29 protein-coding genes and 1 riboswitch are annotated in these 24509 nt (G+C 60.6%); of the genes, 15 read left to right on the forward strand and 14 right to left on the reverse strand.

All coding sequences use genetic code 11. The features are described 5' to 3' along the window. Window positions 1-66 precede the first annotated feature (66 nt). The 4 genes from F6V25_RS06170 (at window position 67) to F6V25_RS06185 (ending at window position 3215) form a co-directional block, all read left to right on the forward strand. Window positions 67-441 (forward strand): hypothetical protein, encoded by a 375-nt coding sequence (locus tag F6V25_RS06170; protein ID WP_151127746.1) that lies wholly within the window; start codon window positions 67-69, stop codon window positions 439-441. A 60-nt stretch (window positions 442-501) separates the two neighbouring features. After that, a complete protein-coding gene (locus F6V25_RS06175; RefSeq protein WP_191966094.1) occupies window positions 502-1269 on the forward strand; it encodes a DUF3108 domain-containing protein in 768 nt (255 codons plus the stop codon). A gap of 74 nt (window positions 1270-1343) precedes the next feature. After that, window positions 1344-2465 carry a methyl-accepting chemotaxis protein gene (locus tag F6V25_RS06180; RefSeq protein ID WP_151127748.1) on the forward strand — a complete coding sequence of 374 codons (1122 nt, stop codon included), beginning with the start codon at window positions 1344-1346 and terminating at the stop codon, window positions 2463-2465. A gap of 330 nt (window positions 2466-2795) precedes the next feature. Beyond that, a complete protein-coding gene (locus F6V25_RS06185) occupies window positions 2796-3215 on the forward strand; it encodes an Rrf2 family transcriptional regulator (protein ID WP_151127749.1) in 420 nt (139 codons plus the stop codon). A gap of 367 nt (window positions 3216-3582) precedes the next feature. Here the strand turns inward: F6V25_RS06185 and F6V25_RS06190 are convergent, their stop codons facing one another. Further along, window positions 3583-3930: a rhodanese-like domain-containing protein gene (locus F6V25_RS06190; protein WP_151127750.1), complete on the reverse strand. Its 348-nt coding sequence runs from the start codon at window positions 3928-3930 to the stop codon at window positions 3583-3585. A gap of 175 nt (window positions 3931-4105) precedes the next feature. On the opposite strand from F6V25_RS06190, the gene F6V25_RS06195 reads away from it, so the two are divergent. Further along, the gene (locus F6V25_RS06195; protein ID WP_151127751.1) at window positions 4106-4357 is read left to right on the forward strand and encodes a hypothetical protein; all 252 of its coding nucleotides are present in this window, start codon (window positions 4106-4108) and stop codon (window positions 4355-4357) included. Window positions 4358-4566: 209 nt separating this feature from the next. On the opposite strand, the gene F6V25_RS06200 is transcribed toward F6V25_RS06195, so the two are convergent. The 9 genes from F6V25_RS06200 to F6V25_RS16950 all read right to left on the reverse strand — a co-directional run bounded on the left by F6V25_RS06200 (window position 4567) and on the right by F6V25_RS16950 (window position 11861). After that, complete coding sequence (locus F6V25_RS06200) at window positions 4567-5193, reverse strand: CAP domain-containing protein (RefSeq protein ID WP_151127752.1); 627 nt, start codon at window positions 5191-5193, stop codon at window positions 4567-4569. Between the two features lie 347 nt (window positions 5194-5540). Then, window positions 5541-5855: a YajD family HNH nuclease gene (locus tag F6V25_RS06205; protein ID WP_151127753.1), complete on the reverse strand. Its 315-nt coding sequence runs from the start codon at window positions 5853-5855 to the stop codon at window positions 5541-5543. Between the two features lie 155 nt (window positions 5856-6010). Beyond that, window positions 6011-6613 carry an alpha-ribazole phosphatase gene (cobC, locus tag F6V25_RS06210; RefSeq protein ID WP_151127754.1) on the reverse strand — a complete coding sequence of 201 codons (603 nt, stop codon included), beginning with the start codon at window positions 6611-6613 and terminating at the stop codon, window positions 6011-6013. A 36-nt stretch (window positions 6614-6649) separates the two neighbouring features. Further along, window positions 6650-7387 carry an adenosylcobinamide-GDP ribazoletransferase gene (gene cobS / locus F6V25_RS06215; RefSeq protein WP_151127755.1) on the reverse strand — a complete coding sequence of 246 codons (738 nt, stop codon included), beginning with the start codon at window positions 7385-7387 and terminating at the stop codon, window positions 6650-6652. Further along, entirely contained in the window at window positions 7384-7806 is a 423-nt protein-coding gene (locus tag F6V25_RS06220; RefSeq protein WP_218043530.1) for a PPC domain-containing DNA-binding protein, read from the reverse strand. Before F6V25_RS06220 ends, cobS begins: the two co-directional genes overlap by 4 nt. A gap of 28 nt (window positions 7807-7834) precedes the next feature. Beyond that, entirely contained in the window at window positions 7835-9142 is a 1308-nt protein-coding gene (thiC, locus tag F6V25_RS06225; protein ID WP_151127756.1) for a phosphomethylpyrimidine synthase ThiC, read from the reverse strand. 207 nt (window positions 9143-9349) lie between these two features. After that, the gene (cobT, locus tag F6V25_RS06230) at window positions 9350-10405 is read right to left on the reverse strand and encodes a nicotinate-nucleotide--dimethylbenzimidazole phosphoribosyltransferase (protein WP_151127757.1); all 1056 of its coding nucleotides are present in this window, start codon (window positions 10403-10405) and stop codon (window positions 9350-9352) included. Window positions 10406-10448: 43 nt separating this feature from the next. Further along, window positions 10449-10982 (reverse strand): bifunctional adenosylcobinamide kinase/adenosylcobinamide-phosphate guanylyltransferase, encoded by a 534-nt coding sequence (gene cobU / locus F6V25_RS06235; protein WP_151127758.1) that lies wholly within the window; start codon window positions 10980-10982, stop codon window positions 10449-10451. Window positions 10983-11274: 292 nt separating this feature from the next. Next, window positions 11275-11463: riboswitch (cobalamin riboswitch) on the reverse strand. A gap of 248 nt (window positions 11464-11711) precedes the next feature. Continuing rightward, window positions 11712-11861 carry a hypothetical protein gene (locus F6V25_RS16950; protein WP_191966096.1) on the reverse strand — a complete coding sequence of 50 codons (150 nt, stop codon included), beginning with the start codon at window positions 11859-11861 and terminating at the stop codon, window positions 11712-11714. 147 nt (window positions 11862-12008) lie between these two features. Here F6V25_RS16950 and groES point away from each other — a divergent pair, with 147 nt between their 5' ends. The 10 genes from groES to cysK all read left to right on the forward strand — a co-directional run bounded on the left by groES (window position 12009) and on the right by cysK (window position 21012). Then, complete coding sequence (gene groES / locus F6V25_RS06240) at window positions 12009-12296, forward strand: co-chaperone GroES (protein WP_149306724.1); 288 nt, start codon at window positions 12009-12011, stop codon at window positions 12294-12296. A 166-nt stretch (window positions 12297-12462) separates the two neighbouring features. Next, complete coding sequence (gene groL / locus F6V25_RS06245; protein ID WP_151127759.1) at window positions 12463-14109, forward strand: chaperonin GroEL; 1647 nt, start codon at window positions 12463-12465, stop codon at window positions 14107-14109. 259 nt (window positions 14110-14368) lie between these two features. Continuing rightward, the gene (locus F6V25_RS06250) at window positions 14369-14686 is read left to right on the forward strand and encodes a cupin domain-containing protein (RefSeq protein ID WP_151127760.1); all 318 of its coding nucleotides are present in this window, start codon (window positions 14369-14371) and stop codon (window positions 14684-14686) included. A 294-nt stretch (window positions 14687-14980) separates the two neighbouring features. Next, window positions 14981-15931, forward strand: coding sequence for a ferrochelatase (gene hemH, locus F6V25_RS06255; protein ID WP_151127761.1), 951 nt, complete (start codon window positions 14981-14983; stop codon window positions 15929-15931). A gap of 80 nt (window positions 15932-16011) precedes the next feature. Continuing rightward, on the forward strand, window positions 16012-16431 hold the full coding sequence (locus F6V25_RS06260) for a hypothetical protein (protein WP_151127762.1): 420 nt from the start codon (window positions 16012-16014) through the stop codon (window positions 16429-16431). A gap of 100 nt (window positions 16432-16531) precedes the next feature. After that, window positions 16532-17104, forward strand: a complete 573-nt coding sequence (locus F6V25_RS06265) for a peptidylprolyl isomerase (RefSeq protein WP_151127763.1) — start codon at window positions 16532-16534, stop codon at window positions 17102-17104. A gap of 53 nt (window positions 17105-17157) precedes the next feature. Next, on the forward strand, window positions 17158-18606 hold the full coding sequence (locus F6V25_RS06270) for a DUF4139 domain-containing protein (RefSeq protein WP_151127764.1): 1449 nt from the start codon (window positions 17158-17160) through the stop codon (window positions 18604-18606). Between the two features lie 56 nt (window positions 18607-18662). Beyond that, on the forward strand, window positions 18663-19388 hold the full coding sequence (locus tag F6V25_RS06275) for a ComF family protein (protein ID WP_151127765.1): 726 nt from the start codon (window positions 18663-18665) through the stop codon (window positions 19386-19388). A gap of 142 nt (window positions 19389-19530) precedes the next feature. Then, a complete protein-coding gene (locus F6V25_RS06280) occupies window positions 19531-20007 on the forward strand; it encodes an RrF2 family transcriptional regulator (RefSeq protein WP_151127766.1) in 477 nt (158 codons plus the stop codon). 81 nt (window positions 20008-20088) lie between these two features. After that, complete coding sequence (cysK, locus tag F6V25_RS06285) at window positions 20089-21012, forward strand: cysteine synthase A (protein WP_151127767.1); 924 nt, start codon at window positions 20089-20091, stop codon at window positions 21010-21012. 34 nt (window positions 21013-21046) lie between these two features. Here the strand turns inward: cysK and F6V25_RS06290 are convergent, their stop codons facing one another. Genes F6V25_RS06290 through F6V25_RS06305 form a run of 4 tightly spaced genes read right to left on the reverse strand, consistent with a single transcriptional unit; the run spans window position 21047 to window position 24397 of the window. Beyond that, the gene (locus F6V25_RS06290) at window positions 21047-21562 is read right to left on the reverse strand and encodes an NADH-quinone oxidoreductase subunit B family protein (protein ID WP_151127768.1); all 516 of its coding nucleotides are present in this window, start codon (window positions 21560-21562) and stop codon (window positions 21047-21049) included. Continuing rightward, window positions 21559-22257 carry a bidirectional hydrogenase complex protein HoxU gene (gene hoxU, locus F6V25_RS06295; RefSeq protein WP_151127769.1) on the reverse strand — a complete coding sequence of 233 codons (699 nt, stop codon included), beginning with the start codon at window positions 22255-22257 and terminating at the stop codon, window positions 21559-21561. Before hoxU ends, F6V25_RS06290 begins: the two co-directional genes overlap by 4 nt. Next, a complete protein-coding gene (locus tag F6V25_RS06300) occupies window positions 22245-23873 on the reverse strand; it encodes a NuoF family protein (protein WP_151127770.1) in 1629 nt (542 codons plus the stop codon). Before F6V25_RS06300 ends, hoxU begins: the two co-directional genes overlap by 13 nt. Then, entirely contained in the window at window positions 23870-24397 is a 528-nt protein-coding gene (locus F6V25_RS06305) for an NAD(P)H-dependent oxidoreductase subunit E (RefSeq protein WP_151127771.1), read from the reverse strand. The genes F6V25_RS06300 and F6V25_RS06305 overlap by 4 nt, the downstream gene beginning before the upstream one ends. Window positions 24398-24509: the final 112 nt, after the last annotated feature.

Genomic DNA, 24509 nt, shown 5'->3' on the forward strand with positions numbered 1-24509 from the left:
AAGTGACATAGGAACGCATTGCTTCCGTTCGATCAGGTGACAAATCACATGAAAAGGAGATTATGGATGGACGCCAAGAAACCCGAGATCACCTTCAAGTATATCTTTAACTACGGATACAACCCAACCTATGTCAATGGTGCCCAGGGGGGCTTCTCGCCCCGCGGCGAAATGGTGATACACTTTTATCTGGAACGCCAGCCCCTGCCCGAGTCGATCAGCCACGAGATTACCCCCGAAGGCGCCATCGGCCGGGAAGTCGCCGTTGAGCCCGAGGGGCTGAACAACAGCATGGTGCGTTTTATCGATACCGGTGTGGCGATGAGCTATGAAAACGCCCGTGTCTTCCACGCCTGGCTGGGGGACAAGCTGAAAGAGATGGAGGAGTTGCATAAGCTGCGCAATGCGTTTGAGAGCACTCCCACCGGCGGACAGGCATAGTGTGTCCCGATGCGGCGAACCGAACGCACGGGAGACAGGAGACGAAAGTGGGGTCGGGCAATGAATAAACCGGCGAGTGTCGTTTTCCTGATGGTGATGCTGGCACTCTGCGCAGGGCTGGTGGTCGTGCCTCGTTCTGTATCGGCTTTTCCGATGCCGGAACGCTTGGAGTTCGAGATTTCCTACACCGGCATCCCGGCTGGCCGGGCGGTGCAGGAGGTAACCCTCGAAGGCAGCGAGGTGCATATCGTATCCACCGCCAAATCCGCCGATTGGCTGAGGGTCTTTTTTCCGGTGGAAGACCGGATAGAATCGGTGCTGATTTCTGGTTCGCCGCCCCTCTATATCGGGGTCCCCCGGTTGTATCGCGAACGTATCCGCGAGGGGTGGACCCGCTTCCAGAAGGATGCGGTCTTCGACCGCCGGAAGCTCGAGGTCCGCACCAAGGACCTGTTGAAGAACAGTGAAACAACCAAGAGCATCACGAGGCGGACCTACGACACCCTGTCCAGCTTTTTCTATTTTCGTTCCATCCCGCTCCAGGTGGGCACGTCCTACTATATCGATATATTCGATTGCAAAAAGCTTTGGAACACGGAAGTGCGGGTTCTGCGCCGGGAAGTGATCGAGACCCCCCTGGGGAGGTTCAAGACGGTGGTGATCAAGCCGCTGCTCAAGTCGGAGGGAATCTTTGCCCGCACCGGGGATATGTACATCTGGCTGACGGACGATGACCGCCGCATACCGGTACTGATGAAATCCAAGGTCAAGATCGGCAGCATCACCGCCACCCTGGTGGGCGGAAACTACTGGCCAAATAAGAAGTAGCTATAAATAAGATGGCTTTTATTGGTTTTACCGATTTCAATACGAGGAAACATTTTCCACAAGGAGCAGCAATCATGGGCATATTCGGAGGTACGAACAAACGGGAGATTGAAGCAAAGGACGCGGAAATCTCCAAGCTGGAACAGATGATGGACAATGTGGACAACATCGTCATGCTCTGTGACACGACGACCGATAACAAGATCTTCTACATGAACAGGAGGGCAAAGGAATTGCTCAGCCGGCACCGCAGTGAACTCAACGCCGGGTTGGGCGGGGCCGATGCGGGCAATGCCTTCGGCAATTCCATCCATCAGTACCACAAGGACCCGTCCCGCATCCGCCGCTTGTTCGGCAATCCCCGGACGGATTTGCCCCACACCGCCGAGATACCCATCGGCAGCGTCACCCTGCGGACGACGGCCTACCCTGTTTGGGATAGCCAGGATTCCTCCAAGGTTTTGTGTTATATGGCCTGCTGGAGCGACATCACGGCCGAGAAGGCGGTGGTGGAACATCAGCGCAGGGAGATCGAGCGCAAGAACTACCTGGAGACCAGGGTCGAGCAGATCGCCACGGCCATGGAAGAGATGAGCATGACCGTCAACGAGGTGGCCCGCAACACGACCAATGCCTCGGATTCGGCCGCCAACGTCGCCGCAAATGCCTACGATGGGCAGAAGATCGTCAACCAGGCGGTCAGGGAGATGCAGAAGGTGGCAGAGATCGTCCGCAGTTCGGCCGCCATCGTCGGCGACCTGGGGGCGAAATCGGAAAAGATCAGCGAGTTTGTCACGGTGATCAATGAAATAGCCGAGCAAACCAACCTGCTGGCCCTCAACGCGGCCATCGAAGCGGCCCGCGCCGGTGAACAAGGCCGAGGGTTCGCCGTCGTGGCCGACGAGGTCCGCCGCCTGGCGGATCGTACCATGGCTTCCACCAAGAAGATCGGCGCCATGGTCGCGGAGATTCAGACCGGAGCCGCTGAGGCGGTGGAGTCCATCGAAAAGGGGAAGAACGAGGCGGAAGGGAGTGAGCGCCTTTCCAAGCATGTGGAGGAATCCTTGAATGGGATCGTCATTTCCATCGACCAGATCAAGGACGTGATCTCCCAGATTGCCACCGCATCCGAGGAGCAGGCTGCCACGGCAACGGTCATTGCCGGCAATCTCGAAGAAATTTCCCACGGGGGGTGATGCCGTCCCCCGGCACCCCGACGCATCGCAGCCGCTCGGCAGAACAGAGCGCCGTCGTCTTGTTGGTTGGGAAGTGACCGCAAATATGGAAGATGCACGAAGACGACGTACCTGATATACGAGATAAATACACGTATACAAGGGAAGGTCCGAAGGCCGCTCTTTTTGTTTATGAACTCCCCGGGTAATCCCGGGGAGTTTCTGTTTTAGCGGCACTGTCGGGGAAGGGATGCTGCGCGTATGGCGCGGGAGGAGTGGCCCGCTTGCGTCCTTGGAGAGGCTATCGAGATAATGCTTGTTTTTTTATTCTGTTACTAATATAGTAACAATATGTCGAACAACACGCAATTCTCCATAGCGGTGCATATCATGACCGGGCTTGGTTACAAGGATGGGGCGGACATGACCTCCAGCAGCCTGGCGAGGAGCGTTAATACGTGCCCCAGTTTTGTTCGGCGAGTTCTTTCTAAATTATCCAAGGCGGGGCTGGTGCATACGACCACCGGCAAGGCGGGGGCTTGTACGCTGGCCAAAAAGGCGAGTGAGATATCGTTGTTTGATATTTACGAGGCGGTGGATGCGCCGAAAGCCTTTTCAATCCATGGCTATGACGTCCAAAAACCATGTCCCGTGAGTTGTAATATCAAGGCTGCCCTGGAGAGGGTCTTGGAAAAGACGCAGCTATCGGTTGAGGAGAGTCTGAAGAGCATTACGCTTGAAGAAGTCGTTTCAGATGTTAAGAGTGTGTGATGCTTTTCGGCATAAATTGTGACGTTAAAGGTAACAATTTGGGGAAATTCACCATGCCTTGGTGTGTCGCAACGAGCCTTTCCCTCTTCGCGGTGGCCAGTGGTCACCGGCGGAGGTGAGCTGGGAATTAAGCCTGCAGGCTTGATTCCAAATCCGAGAGAAAGGAGGAACAGCCATGTTTACCGAACGTTTCAGGATTCGCCCCGTATCGCATTGTAAAGAAGGTTGCATACGCTAGCCTGCCGCTCTCCGCGGCAGGCGCTTCCCGATCCCCCTGCCGTTCCTGCGGCAGGGGGATTTTTCGTTCGGCAACGGGCACCACGTTTCTGTCGGAAGGTGTCTCGGAGGAGTGCTCTCCCCGTGACGGCTACTTCACAATCGGTCTGCCCAACTCCTTGGCCGCGTTCTCCACGGTTCCCAGATTGATGATGTCCTCATAGCCGGCCTTCTTCAGCACATCGAAGGCAAGGGCGGTTCTTCGGCCGGTGCGGCAATAGAGATAGATTCTGGTCCTTTTATCCCCTGTCACCGTACCGATATCTTTCCCGATCCGCTCCAGGGGGATCAGCCGCGCCCCTTCCACATGCCCCGTATTCCATTCCGCTTCGGTCCTGACGTCGATAACCATGGATTCCTTGCCGGCACCAAAGGCCGTTGCGACGTAGAACGCCAGCACGAACGCCAGGTACAGAAACATGATTTTTGCCATTTTCATTGTACTATTCACCTCCTGAATCTGCTCTGACAGTCGTTTGCATCCTGCGAACCATTGTAGCCACAAAAGACCCAATAATTCAATAGGCGCAGGAAAACGTTAAACAGGGGGCTCTATCCAGATACAAATGGAGTATACTCTAACCATGAATGAATGTCTGTTGAGGAGTTCAGCCATGACAATCGAAATGAGAAAAACGCGGGCAAAGATACTGAAACGGATATTGAATGCCCTGACGGTAGAGATCAGCGAACTCAAGGCGCGGGGAGAATCTGACACCGAAGAGCTTGACCTCGCTCGGAACGCGATCACGAAATTTTGCGACAAGCTGTGGCCCCTGTCCCTGGATGCCGTCAAGATCAGGCACGCCCACTACGGCACCAAGGGGCATCACCACCCTGCCCACCCCATGATGCGCGCCGCATGATTGGGTGGGCAAGGTAACAGAAGGTGAACTGCGTCTGGTAATCTGCGGAGGCGGATCTTGGGCGTCTGGGCCGCCAGGTCGGTGAGGATGGTGCCGATGGCGCTGTTCATGGCCGGGAGTTGTGCGCCGGGCTTCCTCAGGCCGATCCAACTTCCATCTGATCACCGGGCATCCGACTTTTCCTCTCCTCTACGCGAATAGATTGCCGTCTATTCTCCATATTCCCTGAACGTATCCGCAAAATCGATGACGCACATGCTTCCAAAGCTCGGATGAGGGCCGCAGGCGACCCCGGCGGTCCTGAGAACCGCGCTGAAGGTGTTCTTGCGATGCCCCCGGTCCGGCACCCCGTCGTCGATGATCAATTGCATGACCATGTTCCGGGCCTCTGTGGGGCCATAGCCGATATTCTCGGCGATCTGCCGGCTCCATTTCCCGTGCCGGTCGACCCGCTCCCGCATGCCGTGACTCTCCAAGCCGGTGTGGCCCGTGGCGCCGGAGCGTCCCTGCTCCTCCGCCAGTTCGGCCGCTGCCGCTGCCAGCCCCGCCGACCAGGTAAGGGGCGGCTGGGGCTTCTGGCGGGAGAGGTATCGGATGGCCTCATCCACAGCCTTGACCCCTTCACGGGTCTGCATGCGGGTGTCGCTGCCCGGCAGCAGGAAATAGGTGCCCCGGAACCGGTTGCGGAACTCCCGCAGAAAGGCGGCATAGGTGCGCGGTGCGGTGCGGGCCAGGTTGATCTCTCCCAGAACCTGCCCGGCCAGGGTGTGATCCAGGGCAACTGCAGGGGGGGGCAGTGCCAGAAGCAGAAAGATGGCAGAACAAAGAAGTCTCATGTTTCGAAACCGCCGGTAAATATCATGGTGCTTTGGCTCAAATTATACTTCATCAAAAGAAAATAAACCCAAAAAACAAAAGATTATAGAGAACGGGACTTCATGCCGTTCTGTCCCTTATTCGAAAGAATGTAATAGTTATAGTTCCGTAGGCTTGCGAACAAGCTATTGAATCAATTGCCATAAGCGACAAAAGTTGCAGACGCCTGTCGGATGTTTTTAATTGTAGTGTGGCGGGCGTATTGCTGGGTCTTGCTACGAGTGGCTATTTTTAGGGGAGGAGGTCCTTTTGCGGACCGCTGGCAGGGGGGATTCAGGCCGGGGGTAGCTCAGCAAACAGGGGCAACCTATTTGCTGAGATAGTCCCCCAGCAGATCCCGGCTGTGCTCGTCCTCGTGGCAGTGGGCGCACAGGTTTTCCCAGTTGCTGCCGTCGGCGGGGTTGTTGTTGTGGTTGCCGTCCTTGTGGTGGACGGTCAGCAGGTGCAGGTTGGCTTGGTCGAATTCCCGGCCGCATTTGGCGCAGATCGGGCCGTGGATCTTCAAGGACTTTGTCCGGTAGTTGGCGCTGCCCTCCGTTTGCCGCCGCATGGCCTCGATGCGGGCTGCGGCTTCTGCTGCCGAGGGGAGCTTGACCGTGACCGGTCGTTTGGGGGGTGCCATGGTGAAATTCCTTTCTCAAAAAATGTTTCGGCAACGGCTGGGCAAAAGTTCCGGATGCAAGGCGTGCGACCCCTGAAGCATGAGGCGTGCCCCTTGGTACGCCGCAGTGATAAAGGGGGTGTGTAACGCCGCAGACGGACTTATTGCCCGGCCGTTCACCCGTTCAGCAGCTTGACCGTGGCCCTGCCGTCGACATAGTAATCGATGATGTTCAGGCAGCCGTAGTTCTGCTCGATGTTGAACATCCCGGCGAACGGGGCGCCGATAGCGCTCAAGAGCACGATACGGTTGACCCCGCCGTGCCCCACCACCAGTATCTCCTGCCCCTTGTGGCGCTCCACGATCTCCCCGATGACCGGCATGACCCGCGCCTCCACATCCAGCAGGTTCTCGCCCCGGGGCACCCGGTAGTTGACCAGGTCGTTCAGCCGCGCCTGCCATTCCATGGGCCAGCGCTGGGCGATCTCCTTCCAGGTCAGGCCCTCCCAGTCGCCGATGTTCAGCTCCCGTAACTCCGGCCTCTTCACCGGTTCGATGCCGAACTGGCCGCAGATGATATCCGCGCCGATGGCGCAGCGGGACAGGTCGCTGGTGTAGCAGGCCGAGAGCGGTTTTCCGGCCAGGCGCTCCTTGAGAACATGGTACTGCTCCAGGCCGACATCGGTCAAGCCCACGTCGGTTTGGCCGTTGTAACGGGGCTGGTCGTGCCCTTCCACCTGGCCGTGGCGAATGAGGTAGATGCGGGTTGCCGGGGTCATGTCTGTATGGTTCCTTTCAAAGGTAGTCCGGGGGGATCAGGAAAACCTGATGGAGATGACCATCAGGGCCGCAATTTCGGCCAGTTCGCTGATGCAGCCCAGCACGTCGCCGGTCAGGCCGTCCAGCCGGCGCTGGAAGTAGCAGCGCAGCGCCACGGTCAACAGGATGACGGCGACGTAGGCGGAGAGACCGGTAAGGGGCGGCAGGACAAATGCCGCTGCCAGGGTGAGGGCCAGGGCAGCAATCAGCCGCGCATTGCCGGTACCCTGGATAAAGACCGCGCCCAGCCCCTCCTTGCGGGCATGGCGGGCGCCGGTCATGGCGAGTACCTGGGCGCAGCGGGCCAGGGCCGGAAAGAATAGCAGGGCCTGCATCTTGATGCCGGCCGGCACCGCCAGCAGGGCCTGCCATTTCAGGAGCAGGTCGAGGACGATGCCGACGACGCCGACTGCGCCGACCCGGGAATCCTTCATGACCTCCAGGAAGCGTTCCCTGCCGCCCCGGGCCGCGATACCGTCGCAGACGTCGGCCAGGCCGTCCAGGTGCAGGGCGCCGGTCACGGCGGCCAGGGCGGTAACCAGCAGCGCGTCGGCCAGCGGCCGGGCCAGCCAAGGGGTGATCAGCCAGTTGAGCCCGGCCAGCAGGGCGCCGATGGTCAGCCCCACCAGGGGGAAGACCGCCGTGGAACGCCCCAGGTCCCGGGCCTCGCAATGCACCTTGAAAGGGAGTGGTATGATGGTCAGGAACTGAAAGGCGACAAGGTAGGGTTTCATGGCGTTACTTCGACAGGAGAGGTGATGACCAGTTCCGCATAGCCGGTGGCGGTGTCGTGGCGGCGTGAGAAGCGCACGTCGGGCAGGATCGCCAGAACGATCTCTGCCGTTGTCAGGACGATGCAGCCGTCCAGCAGGTGCCCGCCCAGCACGCGGCCGATGCTGTCGGCAAAGGCTATGTGCAGGTGCGGCCCCTGGGGGGAGAGGGTGCCGGAGAGGGAGACGATCTCCAGCGGCCCCTCGATGATGGTGCCGCCACCGTTGCCGGCCAGCCGCAGGGCTGCCCGGCTCAGGCAGCCGGCGCAGCTGAGCACGCAGGCTGCCGGCAGTTCCCGGTCCAGGAGCAGGCGGGATAAGGAGTTGCGAATGTCATCCCCCGGCCGGAGCCGTAACGATAGCGATGTGATGGAACTGTACACGGTGTCTCTTTCCCTGCCGATGTGATCGTCAGATCTTATCCTGTTTCAGGTCATCTGCAAAGAGCTTTCCTGCGCCCCGGGAGGCACAGAAGTTGCCGCACATGGTGCAGGTGGCGCTGTCCTCGGGTATCCTGCTGGCGCGGATGGCTCGGGCGTCCTCGGGATAGAGCGCCAGTTGGAACTGTTTTTCCCAGTCCAGGTCGCGGCGGGCCTTGGACATCTCCTTGTCCCGTTCCCGCATCCGCTCCGGGTATTTGTTCATGTCCCCGATATAGGCGGCGATCTTGGCGGCCTTGACCCCCTGGCGCACGTCATCTTCGTTGGGCAGGGCCAGGTGCTCGGCCGGGGTGATGTAGCAGATCAGGTCGGCGCCGAAGCGGGCCGACTGGGCCGCGCCGATGGCCGAGGTGATGTGGTCGAAGCCGGGTGCCACGTCGGTGGTGATCGGCCCCAGCATGTAGTAGGGCGCACCGCCGCTCATGCGCTTTTGCAGCTTGATGTTCCCCTCGATCTCGTCCAGGGGGACATGCCCCGGCCCCTCCACCAGCATCTGGCACCCCATGTCTCGCCCCAGTTCGGCCAGTTCGCAGTTGATGACCAGTTCCTGGATCTGGGCCCGGTCGCTGGAGTCATGGATGGCCCCGGCCCTGAGGCCGTTCCCCAGGGAGAGTACGGTGTCGTATTTCTTCAGGATCGCCACCACCCGGTCGAACTGCTCGTAGAGCGGGTTTTCCCGCTTGTTGGCCAGCATCCAGGCCACCATGGAGACTCCCCCCTTGGAAACCAGGCCGCCGTAACGGTATCCCTGTTTTCTGAGGCGTTCGATGGTGGAGAGGTTGATGCCGCAGTGCACCGCCATGAAGGCCATGCCGTCGGCGCATTGCCGCTCGATCAGGTCGAAAAGCTCTTCGGGGTCGAGCCGGTTCGGATCGCCGTATTTGCGGGCCGCCTCGCAGAAGGCCTGATAAAGCGGTACGTTGCCTACCGGCAGGTCCACGCAGGCGATCACCTCGCGCCGTACCCGGTCCAGGTCGCCACCTACGGAGAGTTCCATCAGGGTATCGGCCCCGCTTTCCAGGGCGGCACGCGCCTTGGCCACCTCGGCCTCGTAGTCGATGATGTCCGAGGAGGTGCCGATGGAGGCGTTGACCTTGGTGCGCAGGCCAAAGCCGATACCGGTTGCCTTGGGCTTGCGGCCATGGTTCCAGGGGATGACGATCCGCCCCTCGGCCACCGTGTTGCGCACGAACTCCGCCGACAGCGCCTCGTCTGCCGCCACTGCCGCCATCTGGGGGGTGATGATGCCTTCGCGGGCTGCTTCTATCTGAGTTTTCATAAATGTATGGTCCATTCTTTTTCGATTTATCCTGAATCCGTGGCGCCTCCACGCCTCCGTTGGTCCGGAAAGCCTCTGCCTTTGCGCTTGAAGGGGCTGCGGCCATCAGGCGGAGTAGCAGCCGACTGAGTGGGCTGTTACGACATGGCGGCGTGCGGGCCCAGGCTTTTCCGGACGCTGTGGCATTCCGGCGCCACGGGTTCAGATTTATAGCTGTTCCGCAACCCCAGCCTGCTCGAAGGTGGCCATCTCTTTCAACACCTTCACCCCAGCCTCGATCAGGCCCATGGCCAGGGCGGCGCCGGTGCCTTCTCCCAGGCGCATGTTCAGGTCCAGGATCGGCGTGGCGCCGATCCGTTCCAGCATGAAACGGTGGCCGATTTCCACCGACGCATGGGCGGCAAAGATATAGTCGCGCACATTAGGGTGCATTTCCGAGGCGATCAATGCCCCTGCGGTGGAGATAAAGCCGTCCACCACAACTGGGATGCCGTTGGCCGCGCATCCCAGCACCAAGCCGGCAATGGCGGCGATCTCAAGTCCCCCCACCTTGGTCAGTACGTCCAGAGGGTCCTTTGGGTCGGGGCGGTTGAGGGCCAGCCCCTGTTCGATGGCGCGGATCTTGTTCGCCAGAGCGGCGTCGTTGATGCCGGTGCCCCGGTGGGTCAGGTCCTTGACCGGCATGCCGGAGATGGCGGCGATGATGGCCGAGGAGGGGGTCGTATTGCCGATGCCCAATTCCCCCGTTCCCGCCATGGCCACCCCTTCCGCCTTGCACTGGTCGGCCTGGTCGATGCCGACCTTCAGGGCTGCCAGGGCCTGGTCGCGGGTCATGGCCGGTCCCTTGGCGAAGTTTTTGGTGCCGCGGGCCACCTTGCGGTCGATCAGGCCAAGGGCCCCGTTGAAGTCATAGTCCATCCCCACATCCACCAGCCGTACCTCGACCCCGGCATGGCGGGCAAGCACGTTGACCCCGGCGCCGCCGGCCAGCATGTTGAAGGCCATCTGGGGCGTGACCTCTTTGGGGAAGGCCGAAACCCCCTCGTCGGTCACGCCATGGTCGCCGGCAAAGGTGAAGATGACCTTCTTGGTGGTGTCGGGATTCATGGTGCCGCTGATGGCGGCGACACGGCGCCCGAATTCCTCCAGCCTGCCCAGGGAGCCCAGGGGTTTGGTCTTGTTGTCCAGCTTGGCCTGGGCCTGTTGCAGCAGCTCGGCGTTGACCGGCTTGATGCGTTCCAGCGTGGTCTCTACGATATTCATTGATAATCTCCTTTTCGTGAGTTTTATTCTCTAAATGTCTGATTTATTTCAATTTAAGCGGTATCCCGCTGATGGCCACATACACCTCGTCCGCCATGGCCGCCAGGAGTTGGTTGGTTTGGCCGGCGATGTCGCGGAAACGGCGCGCCAGGCGGTTTTCCGGCACGATCCCCTGGCCCACCTCGTTGGACACCACAATGACCGGGGTCCGCATCTCCCGCAGGGTGGCCGTCAGGCGGCGCACATCCTCCATGATGCACGCCTCGGCGTCTTCGTCCCGCTCTTCGTAGTGAAAGAGCAGGTTGGAGAGCCACAGGGTTATGCAGTCCACTAAAACCGCCTTGCCGGTGCCGTCGCAACGGGCCAGGGCATGGGACAGATGCAGGGGCTCCTCGATGGTCTGCCAGGCATCGCCCCGGCGCAGACGGTGTCTTTTGACCCGTTCCGTCATCTCGTCGTCCAGCGCCTGGGCCGTTGCCAGGTAGCAGAGCGGCGCGCCGAATTGTTGGGCCAGTTCCTCGGCGAAACGGCTCTTGCCGCTTCGCGCCCCGCCGGTAATGAAGATAGTTTTGGCCATGCGTTCCTCCTTAGAGCTTGTTCGTAAACAACTTTGCGGTCCCGCATCCCATCTTCACGGCACCTTCGTCCCGGCCTCCATCGCAAAATCCTCGACGTAGCCCTGCTGCTCCTACGGTTTTACTCAATCGGCCAAGTCAAATCTGCCGCAAATCCGGGCGCGGTCCTCGCGGCAGTTATTTGCGAACAAACTCTTGACGAAAAAAGCCCCTGCCGAATGAACTCGTGGGCAGGGGCTCGAAAATACCTGGATGAAGACGCTATCCGGCTCCGGCCCCTCGTTCCACGGAGGTCCCAAAAGCATCGGTATGGCAGGTTTCCTGGCTTGGGGATCATTCCTCTGCCGCGCCTTCCCAGGTTTCCCCAGTGGCGTGCTGCGGCATCGGTCCCCCCTTACAGTTGCGGGACAGCGAGGGAGTTGCACCCTCTTCCCTTTTAACCGCGCTGATCAAGAGCGCGGCACCAGACCGGTTGGTAAACAGTTGCGGATTTTGTACCAGACGGCACACCAATTGTCAAAACGGAAAGTAAAGAGCGCAACGCCCTTGTTGCGGTTTCACCGATAGTTGCCCGTATTCATTTGCATATTTAATTTGCATGCACCAGGTAGTACTGTAAAATAAGAAAACGTACATTTGTCTCGATAGCTCGTGAAAAGGCCGGCGGGCAGAGGATCAGGTGGAACCAGGTATGAAAGGGGTATGTCCTGCGCTGCAGGTCATTAGCTACGTCAAACGCCGATGCCTGCCACGCCGGGGTGGGGGGGCGGATGCCCGTTCCTAAGCTTGGTCGATTGTGAGAGGCGGTCATTGGCCGCTTTTCCCTGGCTGCCGTTGGAACGGCACTGGCAGACGGACGATGAGTCCTTTTCGGCAAGCATAACGGTCTGTTGGGAAAAAAATTATCACACCCCTTGATTTTTACCCCCCTGTTGATTATATTCCCCTACGTTAGCACTCGGTCGTTGCGAGTGCTAATCTTGTCTATGATTTTACACCACCAACGGTAATAGAAAGGAGAAGGACACATGAGTTTGAGACCACTTCAGGACCGCATCCTCGTCAAGAGGGTCGAAGAAGAAACCAGGACGGCTGGGGGGCTCTTCATCCCTGAAACCGCTAAGGAAAAACCGCAGCGTGGCGAGATCGTGGCTGCCGGCAACGGTAAGAAGACCGAAGACGGCAAGGTGCTGCCGCTGGACGTGAAGGTAGGGGACAAAGTCCTGTTTGGCAAATATTCGGGCACCGAGATCAAGGTGGACGGTGAAGAGTTCCTGATTATGCGGGAAGAAGATATCCTGGCCATCGTAGAATAGAGCGGCTTCGCCAAAGGTCCATCTGCGGCGTTGCGTTCGTCGCGGGACACTCAACGTACCTCCGGTACGCCTCGCGCCCCGCTCCGCGCGCGCCTTGCATCTGGAGCCTTTTGCTGTGCCGCAATAAGATCACACCATAAAAATTTCATACATGGAGGAATAAAACATGGCTGCAAAGATCATCAAGTTCGACCAGGACGGTCGCAACGCCATTCTGAAGGGTGTCAACACCCTGGCAGATGCCGTTAAGGTTACTCTCGGCCCCAAGGGTCGTAACGTCGTTATCGACAAATCCTTCGGCGCACCGCTGATCACCAAGGACGGCGTGACGGTTGCCAAGGAAATCGAACTGGAAGACAAATTCGAAAACATGGGCGCCCAGTTGGTGAAGGAAGTCGCTTCCAAGACCTCCGATGTCGCCGGTGACGGCACCACCACCGCCACGGTTCTGGCCCAGGCCATCTACCGTCAGGGCTCCAAGCTGGTGGCTGCCGGCCACAACCCGATGGAGATCAAGCGCGGCATCGACAAGGCCGTGGAGACCATCGTGGATGAGCTGAAAAAAATCTCCAAACCGATCAAGGACCACAAGGAGATCGCCCAGGTCGGCACCATCTCCGCCAACAACGACAAGACTATCGGCGACATCATTGCCGAGGCCATGGAGAAGGTCGGCAAGGAAGGCGTCATCACCGTCGAAGAAGCCAAGGCCATGGAAACCAGCCTGGAGACCGTGGAAGGGATGCAGTTCGACCGCGGTTATCTCTCCCCCTACTTCGTTACCGATCCGGAGCGCATGGAAGCAACCCTTGAGAATGCCGTGATCCTGATCCACGACAAGAAGATCTCCAACATGAAGGACCTGCTCCCGGTTCTTGAGCAGACCGCCAAAACCGGTCGCCCGCTGCTGATCATCGCCGAGGACATCGAAGGCGAAGCGCTGGCAACCCTGGTGGTCAACAAACTGCGCGGCGTGCTGAACGTCGCTGCCGTCAAGGCTCCCGGTTTCGGCGACCGCCGCAAGGCCATGTTGGAAGACTTGGCCATCCTGACCGGCGGTCAGGTGATCTCCGAAGAGGTCGGTTTCAAACTCGACCAGACCACCATCGAGATGCTGGGCCGCGCCAAACGCATCACCATCGATAAGGACAACACCACCATCATCGATGGCGACGGCAAGGAAGAAGCCATCCAGGGCCGCGTCAAGATGATCCGCGCCCAGATCGAGGAAACCACCAGCGATTACGACCGCGAGAAGCTTCAGGAGCGCCTGGCCAAGTTGGTGGGCGGCGTTGCCGTCATCAAGGTCGGTGCCGCTACGGAAGTCGAGATGAAAGAGAAAAAGGCCCGCGTGGAAGACGCCCTGCACGCTACTCGCGCAGCCGTTGACGAGGGCATCGTCCCTGGCGGCGGCGTGGCTTACATCCGCGCTCTCAAGGTGCTGGACGGCCTCAAGCTGACAGCCGAGCAGCAGTTCGGCGTCAACGTGGTCAGGGCCTCCCTGGAAGCTCCGATCCGCCAGATCGCCGACAATGCCGGCATCGACGCCTCCATCGTGGTGGACAAGGTCAAAAACGGCAAGGATGCTTTCGGCTACGACGCCTCCTCCGACGAGTACGTTGACATGATCAAGACCGGGATCATCGACCCGACCAAGGTCTCCCGTTCGGCCCTGCAGAATGCCTCTTCCATCGCTGGTCTGATGCTGACCACCGAGGCTCTGATCGCCGAGAAGCCGAAGGACGAATCCGCACTGCCTGCTATGCCGGGCGGCGGGATGGGCGGCATGGGCGGCATGGGCGGCATGTACTAAATCGGGTAACGCCGCTTTTACGCCAGCTCGGCGTTGCCTTCGTCAGTCACTCGTGCGGCGTAGCGCTGCTACGCCTCCTCGCTCTTCCTCGGCGCCTTGATCTGACGAAAAATCGACGTTCCTGCTACTGGTATGAAAAAAGGAAAAGGCCGGAGACACCATGTCTCCGGCCTTTTGCGTTTAAACTATTGCCTGGGGGGCGTTTACATCATATTATGGCGCCGCTGGCAGACTCTATTGGCTGAAAGAGGGGGAGAACATGGACCTGATCGGAAAAGCCCTGACCATGAGCGACCTGGTTGCCTATCAGGACGGCTCGGTGGTCAGCAAGACATTGATCGACAAGACAATCGGAACGGTGACGCTGTTTTCCTTCGATGCGGGGCAGGGGCTTTCCGAACATACCGCCCCCTACGACGCCTTTGTGCAGGTGGTGGACGGCGAGGCCGAGGTGACCATCGAGGGGAGCCCCCAGACGGTAGGGGCCGGCCAGATGATCATCATGCCGGCCAACAAGCCCCATGCACTCAAGGCGGTCAAGCCATTCAAGATGCTGTTGGTGATGATCCGCGCCTAGGAGGTTGTTGAAAAACAGCCATCAGGCCTTCGTCCTCGAAGCCCCTTTTGTGACTGAGGCCTTTGGCCTCACCCTTCGGGCGCCTTCGCGGTCCAATTTCACGAGTGAAATTGTGCGGCGTAGCAAGGCTCACGCCTCCGCAGGGTTTGTCTCGCGGGTGCAACGATCTGACTATTTTTGAACAACCTGAGTTTTTCAACAGCCTACTCGAAAAATAATTTCCATCCGGAAACTCCGGATGAGAAGCAATTTGTTGTCGATGTTCTTTGTGTGCAGAGATGGAGGGGGTACAAATTGTCTGAAAAAACCGCCGTATTGCTGCTCCAGATGGGCGGCCCGGATTCCCTGGATGCCGTTGAACCGTTCCTCTGCAACCTGTTTTCGGACCGGGACATCATCCGTATCGGCCCGGCCTTCCTGCAGCCGGTGATTGCGCGGATCATCTCCCGCCGGCGCGCCAAGACGGTAGTCGAGTATTACCGGCGGATGGGGGGGAAGTCGCCCCTGCGTGAGTTGACCGAGCAGCAGGGCGCTGAGTTGGAGAAGGTCCTGGGGGAGGGGTACCGCTGCTTCGTGGCCATGCGCTACTGGAAACCGGACACTACCTCCGCCCTGGCGGCCATCAAGCGGGAAGGCATCAGCCGGATCGTGGCGCTATCGCTCTACCCCCACTACTCCCGGGCCACCACCGGTTCCAGTCTCAACGAGTTGGAGCGGGTGCTGGCCCAGGCAAAGGTGCGCTTCGATCTGAGCTATGTCCGCCAGTTCTACGATCATCCCGGTTATATCGGGGCTCTGGTGGAGAAGGTCGAACAGGGGCTGGCCGAATTTTCCGACCGAAGCGCCGTGCAACTAGTTTTCTCGGCCCACGGCCTGCCCCGGTCGTTCATCGATTCCGGCGATCCCTACCTCGATCACATCCAGGCCACGGTGCGGCTGGTGATGGAGCATTTCGGCGGCATCCGGCATCATCTTGCCTTCCAGTCGCGGGCCGGCCCGGTCAAGTGGCTGGAGCCCTCCACCGAGAGCATGATCGGCGAACTGGCGAAGGCTGGCTGCAAGGATCTGTTGATGGTGCCGCTTTCGTTTGTCTCCGACCATATCGAGACCCTCTACGAAATCGATATCCAGTACCGGGAGGAGGCCCAGAAACTGGGCATTGCGAACTTTCGGCGCAGCGAGTCCCTCAATAGCTCGCCCGCCTTTATCCAGTGTCTGGCCGATCTGGTGCGTTCGTTGGGGTAGCGGTCCACTTTCGAATGATTTCCTGTTTGCCAAAGAATGTTGCACATAATAGACGATAACAATTTTCAGGAGGTAGGTTTATGAAAGCATGTGTTTCAACTCTGACGGTCCTGGTGTTGGCTCTAGCCATCGGGAGTATGGCTCTCGCCGGCGACCCCATGGGCGGCATGTCCGGCGGCTGCGCTAAGTGCGCCCAGAACGCCGGCCAGTCTGAGCAGTTCAGAAAATTTCAGCAGGACACCCTGGACTTGCGCCAGGAGATGATGAACAGGCGTTTCGATCTGCAGCGTGAAAACTTGAAGGGCGTCCCGGATGCCGCTAAGGTGGCGGCTTTGCAGGCCGATATCGCCGCGATCCAGGCCAGGATCAGTGCTCTGCGTGTCCAGAGCGGTCTTCCCGCGAGCGGAAAACGTGACGGCGAGTGCGTCGCCATGGGTATGGGGTGCGGCAGGGCCATGAATCCCGGCTGCAACGGTAAGCCGTGCCCGAACCGGCCCTGAGGGAACGAGGTGCCGGATATATATCTTCAAGGGATCGTGCTGAGCATGCCGGCATTATCTCGCAAACCATCTTTAATCTAGTACGCGAAGGAGAACCACAATGTTGAGAAAATCAGTAATGGCCCTTATAGCTGTTTTCATGTTCGCCGGTATCGCCTGTGCCGCCGGCACGGCAAAGAATCCGGTCGTCCAGATGGAGACCAGCCAGGGCACCATCAAGCTGGAACTGTTCGAAAAGGAGGCGCCCATTAGCGTCAAGAATTTCCTCGGGTATGTCAACAAGGGGTTCTATAGCGGTACGATCTTCCACCGCGTCATCAACGGTTTCATGATCCAGGGGGGCGGCTTTACCACCGACTTCGTCCAGAAACCGACCGTCAGTCCCATCAGGAACGAGGCGACCAATGGCCTGAAGAACGACCGGGGCACCATCGCCATGGCTCGCACCGGCATGCCGGACAGCGCCACTGCGCAATTCTTCATCAATGTGGTGAACAATGATATGCTGAATCGCCCCAACCCGGACGGCTACGGCTATGCCGTCTTCGGCAAGGTCATTGCGGGGATGGATGTGGTGGATAAGATAAAGGCGGTCAGGACCGGATTCCACCACGGCATGGGGGATGTGCCCGAACAGCAGGTGGTGATCAAGTCCGTGAAGGTGCTGAAATAGGCTTTGCATCGGTACGTTGCGTAGCGCAACGGCCCAAAGGGCGAGGAGGGGGCATGAGGGTTCACTGGATTCGCACGATGATGGCGGCAATGGCACTGCTTTTTGTAATGGCCCTTCGGGTGTGGGGCGCCGGCGGCGAAGCGGCGGTGACCACCTCGACCATTGCCGAACAGACCGGCGTGGCGGTGACCATCTATAATTCCAGCCTCGGCCTGATCAAGGACCAGCGCGTGCTGCACCTGCCCAAGGGCAGCAGCGAACTGCGTTTCATGGATGTGGCCACGGCCATCATGCCGGCCAGCGTCCATATCCGCTCCCTCTCGGATGCGGCCAGCCTGAATGTCCTGGAACAGAACTACGAGTATGACCTATTAAGCCCGCAGAAGCTGATGGACAAGTATGTGGGCAAAGAGGTCAAGCTCTACCAGAAGAATCCCTACAGCGAGCGGGAAGAGGTGGTGACCGCCACACTCCTGGCCAACAACAACGGCCCGGTATTCAGGATCGGCAACGAGATCACCTACGGCCATCCGGGGCGGGTGATCTTCCCCCAGGTGCCGGACAGCCTGATCGCCAGCCCGACCCTGGTGTGGCTCCTGGAAAACAGCCGTGAGAAGGCGCATACGGTGGAGGCCGCCTACCTGACCGGCGGCATCACCTGGCGCGCCGACTACGTCATGACCCTCAACGAACGGGACGACAAGGCCGATCTGGGGGGGTGGGTCACCATCACCAACAACAGTGGGGCAACCTATCGCAATGCCGCCGTCAAACTGGTGGCCGGGGATGTGAACCGGGTTCGCGACGAGGTGCAGCCGCGCTATGCCGCCAAGACCATGCTGATGGGGGCTGCCGCCCCGGCACCCCAGTTCAGGGAGGAGGGGCTGCTGGAGTACCACATGTACACGCTCCAGCGCCCCTCCTCCATAAAGGACAACCAGTCCAAGCAGATCAGCCTGTTTACCGTAGCCGACATACCGGTGCGCAAGGAGTTGCTCCTTGCCGGGGCTTCCTATTACTATCAGGGTGCCTACAGCGGCGATATCGCCAAAAAACAGAAGATCGGCGTCTATATCGAACTGGAGAACCGGGAGAAGAACCGCCTGGGGATGCCGTTGCCCAAGGGGACCGTGCGGGTCTACAAAAGGGACGGCGACAAGTCGCTCCAGTTCGTGGGCGAGGATGCCATCGACCACACCCCCCGGGACGAGAAGGTGCGCATCAAACTGGGGGATGCCTTCGACGTGGTGGCCGACAAGAAGCAGACCGACTGGAAGAAGCGCGCCAAGGACAGCTACGAGGCTGCCTATGAGATCTCCATCCGCAACCACAAGAAAGAGGTCGTCGTGGTGCGGGTGACGGAACCGGTCCCGGGCGACTGGCAGGTGCTGAATTCCACCCATGACTACGTCAAGGCCAATTCCGGGACCCTGGAGTACAAAATACCGGTACCGGCGGATGGCGAAACGAAGTTGAGCTATCGGGTATTGATGCGCTACTAGGCGAATGGCTCGCCCCGCTTTTTTGCGCTGGGGCGGGCGCTCAACGGTGACCGGCCGTGAACAATTTTTTCGCAACCTTCCTGGATGTCCTGTTCCCCCCGCTTTGCCATATCTGCCGGGCGTTCATCCCCGATGCCGGCCCCCTGCACATCTGTCCGGCGTGCCGGGAACGGATGCCCGCCGTGGCCCATCCGCTCTGCCCGGTGTGCGGCATCCCCTTCCTGGGGGTGGGGGGTGACCATGTGTGCGGCGCGTGCCGGCAGGCACAACCCGATTTTGCAGCCGCCCGGGCGGCACTGGTCTACGAGGGGGAGTGCCGCGAACTGATCCACGCCTACAAATATCGCTATAAAACCCATCTGCGCCGCCCCCTTGCCCTGCTGACGGCCGCCCCTCTGCGGGATTTCGTCGCCGCATGCGCCCCGGAGCTGATCGTGCCGGTGCCGCTGCATGTCCGGCGGCTCAGGGAGCGCGGTTTCAACCAGGCCGTGTTGCTGGGCGAAATCTGGTCACGGGAATGGGGCGTCCCCTTGGAGCGCGGCGCCATGCGGCGCATCCGGTGGACCGAACCTCAGATCACCCTGACCGCGGCGCAACGGCGCGACAATGTCAAAGGGGCCTTCGACGTCAGGGACGCCGGTGTCGTAAAGGGGCGGCGCGTGTTGCTGGTGGACGATGTCTACACCACCGGCAGCACCGTAAAGGAGTGTGCCCATGTGCTCAAGGCAGCCGGCGCCAGCGAGGTGGCGGTGGTGACGGTCGCCAGGGCCGTGGAAAGTTGAGCCGAAGCCTGTAGGGACGCTCATGGAAACCATCGTCGTCTTGTGTAGAATTTTGAAAGTATTTTGGTTAGTTTTGTTGACGTATGCGGTGTATTTTTGTTATAGATGGTGGTACGTAACGATGTAACCTCCGGGAGGAACTATGCGTCTGTCAACAAAAAGTCGGTACGGCCTGAGGGCTCTTTTCGACATTGCCTATAACTGTGGCAATATGCCGGCCCAGATTCAGGACATCTCCCGCCGCCAGCAGATATCACCCCGTTATCTCGAACAGATCTTCCAGAACCTCAAGCGGGCCGGGATACTGAAAAGCAAACGCGGGCCTCAGGGGGGATACTGCCTGGCCAAGAAGCCCGAGGAGATCACGGTTCTGGATGTACTGTGCGCCACCGAAATGGACGTGCTCCTGGTCGATTGCACCGGGGCGACGCCGAAAAAACGCAACCGCAAGACCGACTGCCCCTTTGAAGGACAGTGCGTGACCCAGACGGTCTGGGAAGAGGCCGCCACGTTACTCAACACCCTGTTCTCCGGCATAACCCTTCAGACACTGTGTCAGCGCGGATTGGATATGGGAATCAAGAAGGAGCAGGACCACCGCTTCATGTACTACATCTAGGGAACGCAGTTTTCCGCCATGTCCCGCACACCGCGGCCGTGCAGGAACCTGCACCCACAGACCTTATGCCAGGATAAAAACATGCCCATTGCCATCAGCACAAGTGCTATCGAACAGATCGGCGCCACGCCACTCGTGAAGCTTTCCGGATTGACGGAGGTGGGGGCGGCCGAAATCTATGCCAAGGTTGAATCCTTTAACCCTGGCGGCAGTATCAAGGACCGCATCGCCCTGGCGATGATCGAGCGGGCCGAGCAGGATGGCTGCCTCAAGCCGGGGGCAACGATTGTCGAGCCGACCAGCGGCAATACTGGCATTGGTCTGGCACTGGTCTGTGCGGTGAAGGGGTACCGGTTGGTGCTGACCATGCCCGAGTCCATGAGCATGGAACGCCGCCGCCTCTTAACGGCTTACCGGGCCGAGCTGGTGCTGACGCCTGCTTCGCAGGGCATGAAGGGGGCGGTGCAAAAGGCCGAAGAACTGGCTGCCGAAAAACACTGGCTGTTGCCGCAGCAGTTCAGCAATCCCGCCAACCCGGAGGCCCATCGCCGCACGACGGGCCCCGAGATCGTTGCGGCGATGAAGGGGCTGAGCATCGACGGCTTTGTGGCCGGGGTCGGCACCGGTGGAACCATCACCGGGGTCGGTGAGGTACTCCGCCAGCACAACCCGGCTGTCCACATTGCAGCCGTCGAGCCGGCCGGCTCGCCCGTCCTGTCCGGCGGCCTGGCGGGACCCCACAAGATTCAGGGGATCGGTGCCGGTTTCATCCCCGACGTACTCAATACCTCGATTTATCAGGAAGTCATCGCCGTGCCCGATGCGGATGCCTACAGCGCTGCCCGTACCCTGGCGGCCAAGCAGGGGCTCCTGTGCGGGATATCGAGCGGCGCGGCCCTGGTCGGCGCACTGCGGGTGGCGAAAAAGCTGGGGGCCGGCAAGAACGTGGTCGTGATCCTGCCGGATACGGGAGAGCGGTACCTCTCCATGGAAGTCTTCGATTAACTAACTCGTTGTCGAAAATCCCCTGCGGGGCCGGTCAGCCGAAGCTGATCATCTCCGGCGGCAGTCCCGCCGGCTGGCCCTGGAGCAGACAGGTCAGCAGCCGCCGGATCCTTTCCGGGGCTGGCGGGCAGCCGGGCAGGAACGCATCCACCCCGATGACCTGATGCAGCGGCACCGCACGGGGCAGGAGCTGTGCCACGTCATGTCCCGGTGGCGCCTCACCATAGACCCGTCCCAGCGTAGCGGCAAGACCGGACGGGTTGCGCAGGGCGCTCACATTGCCGTTCACGGCGCAATCCCCCAGGCTTACCACACAGGCACTCCGTCTTCTGATGATCCCCGCCATCTCCCGATTGTCCTCATTCGCCACCGCTCCCTCCACCAGGACGATATCCACTCCGTGCGGATACTCCTTGATATCCGCCAGGGGGGAATAGACCAGATCGCACTGTTCCAGCACCCCCAGCAGGTCGCCGTGCAGGTTGAGCAGGCTCATGTGACAGCCTGAACAGCCGGAGAGCCAGACGGTGGCAAGCCTGGGGCGCGTCATTTCCGGCTCCTCCGCCACTCGGATAGCCTCTCCATATCTATGGTCGCTTTTTTGGTCGGCGCGTCCTTTTCGAAGAGCGCTCCGGTGGGGCACGCCTGTACGCATTTGCCGCACCCGGTGCAGGTGGCGCTGGTTCCCCACGGTTGCGCCAAATCGCAGATGATCCGGCTGGCCGCCCCCCGCCCGTCAACATCCCAGGTATGGGCCCCCTCGATCTCGTCGCAGACCCGGACGCAGCGGCGGCAGAGGATGCACCGGTTGTGATCGATCCCGAAACGCTCGTGGCTGATATCCACCCCGGCCAGGGGCGAGATAAAGGCAAAACGCACATGGTCGATGCCGAGGCGCGCCGCCAGGTCTTGCAATTGGCAGTGCTGGTTCATCACACACACCGCGCAGCTATGGTTGCGTTCCGCCAACAGCAGTTCCACGATCATGCGCCGCGCCGCCGTCAGGCGTTCCGTGTCGGTCGTCACTACCATACCCTGCTCGGCGCGCGTGGCGCAAGCCGGGACCGGGCGGGGATACCCTGCCACCTCAACCAGGCAGACCCTGCACGCACCGGCCGGGATCAGCCCTCCCAGATTGCAGAGGGTCGGGATATCACTACCCGAGCGGCGCGCTGCCGACAGGATGCTCTCACCCCGCCGGGCGCTTACGCTACGGTTGTTTATGGTAAGCGTCAGTCGCGGCATGGGGTTCCCTCCATGGCACAGACACCGGCTGGGCAGCGCCGGTCACGGACGTGGTTTTCGTACTCCTCCCGGAACCAGCGCAGGGTACTGAGTACCGGCGTGGGGGCCGCCATGCCAAGACCGCACAGGCTGGTTTCACGCATAAACCGGCAGAGTTGCTCCAGTTGAGAAATGTCGTCCGAGGTCGCCTCGCCGGCGGCTATCCGGTCGAGCAGGCGTGCCGCCTGCTGGGTGCCTGTCCGGCAGGGAGCGCATTTGCCGCAGCTTTCGTCCTGACAGAAATGCATGAAAAAACGGGCCACATCCGTCATGCAGCGCTGGTCGTTCATCACGATCAGACCACCGGAGCCCATGATGGTGCCCAGCCCCTTGAGCGACTCGTAGTCCACCGGCACATCCATATGGCTGGCCGGGATGCAGCCGCCGCTGGCGCCGCCGGTCTGGGCCGCCTTGAAGCTGCCGCCGCTGACGCCGCCGGCCATGGCCAGCAACTCCCGCAGCGGCGTCCCGAGCGGCACCTCCAGCACCCCCTCGGTGGCCACGTCGCCGGAGATGGAAAAGACCTTGGTGCCGCTGTTACCCGGTGTCCCGACGGACCTGAACCAGGCCGCGCCGTTGCGGATGATCGGGGCGATACAGCCGAAGGTCTCCACGTTGTTGATCAGGGTCGAGCTGCCCCACAGGCCGCGCTGGGCCGGGTAGGGGGGACGGATGACCGGCTGGCCGCGCCGCCCCATGACGGAAGCCATCAAGGCCGTCTCTTCGCCGCAGACGAAGGCTCCCGCCCCGATGCGCAGGCGGATGCGGAAAGAAAAACCGCTCCCCAGGATGTTGCGCCCCAGCAGGCCGGCCTTGCCGGCATCAACGATCGCCGCCCCCAGGCGTTGGGCCGCCAGGGGATATTCTCCCCGCACGAAGATGAAGCCGTCGCGGGCTCCCACGGCATATCCGGCGATGGCCATGCCTTCCAGCAGCCGGTGCGGGTCGGACTCCATCAGAGTGCGGTCCATGAAGGCGCCCGGGTCGCCCTCGTCGCCGTTGGCTACCACATATTTCCGCCTGCCACTGGCCGCTCGTACCAATTCCCATTTCGTACCGGTGGGGTAGCCGCCCCCGCCCCGGCCGCGCAGGCCGCTGGCGCCGATCTCGCAACAAATCTGTTCAGGCGTCATCTTCCCGATGGCGTGTGCCAGGGCGCGGTAGCCGCCGGCGGCCCGGGCGCTGTTCAGGTCGCAGGGATCGATCCTGCCGCACTGCTCCAGGACGACCCGTGTCTGTAGGGCGATGAAGGGAAAGTCGGGCGCCAGGCGACCCTGCTCGGGGGCAGCGCCGGCCAGGTACGCCGCAACCGTCGTGCAGGCGGCCTGGGGCGTCATGCGTTCGTAATAGGCCGTCGGATAGCCGTCCCGCTCGATCCTGATCATGGGGCCGCGGCTGCACGGTCCCATGCAGCCGGTGCCGATGACGGCAATGGGTTTTTCGCCCCAGGCTTCGCGAAGTGCCCGCAGCACCCCCTCCGCACCAGAGGCAAGACAGGGAGAGCCGAGGCAGACAGAGATCTTCAGCCCACCGCCACATACCGTCGGCTTCTCGTTCTTCGGTTCGGGTGTCTTCACGGCGACGTATCCTCACCATCCAAGCTGGCCGTCAACCGCTCCACAACAGGTCCAAAGGATGCGTGGGGGCAGGCCTCGTCGTCAATCACGATCAGCGGTGCCAGGCCGCAGGCGCCCAGGCAGCGCACGTTCTCCAGTGTCAGGCTGCCGTCGGGGGCGGTTGCGCCGCAGGCGATACCGAAATGCTGTTCCAATTGTTGCAAAAGCCTGGAGCCCCCTTTGAGGTGGCAGGAGGTGCCGGTACAGACCGTACAGCGGTGCCGGCCGGGCGGTTCGAGTCGAAAGGCGTGATAGAAGCTGGCCACCCCGTAGACGAGGCTGGGAGGAAGTCTGAGCCGCGCAGCTATCAGGCCCAGCACATCGCGATCCAGCCAGCCGAACTGCCGCTGGGCGGCGTGCAATATCTCGATGAGGCTGTCCGGGCGCAGGCGATGTTGCTGCATGACGCGCTCAAGGGCCCGGTGGCGGTCGTCTGCCCGGTGTGAGTCATGGACGTTCATCTTGGTTGCCTTTACGTCGAACAAAATACACTACCGTTTCCAATACTATCACCGGCCCGGCGATACTCAATGAGCGGCACCGCAAAAAGAAAAGCCCTCTCCGGTGACGGAAAGGGCTTTGCAGCAAGCAGGCAGG

Source organism: Oryzomonas japonica, assembly GCF_008802365.1.
In the GTDB taxonomy this organism is placed as follows: domain Bacteria; phylum Desulfobacterota; class Desulfuromonadia; order Geobacterales; family Pseudopelobacteraceae; genus Oryzomonas; species Oryzomonas japonica.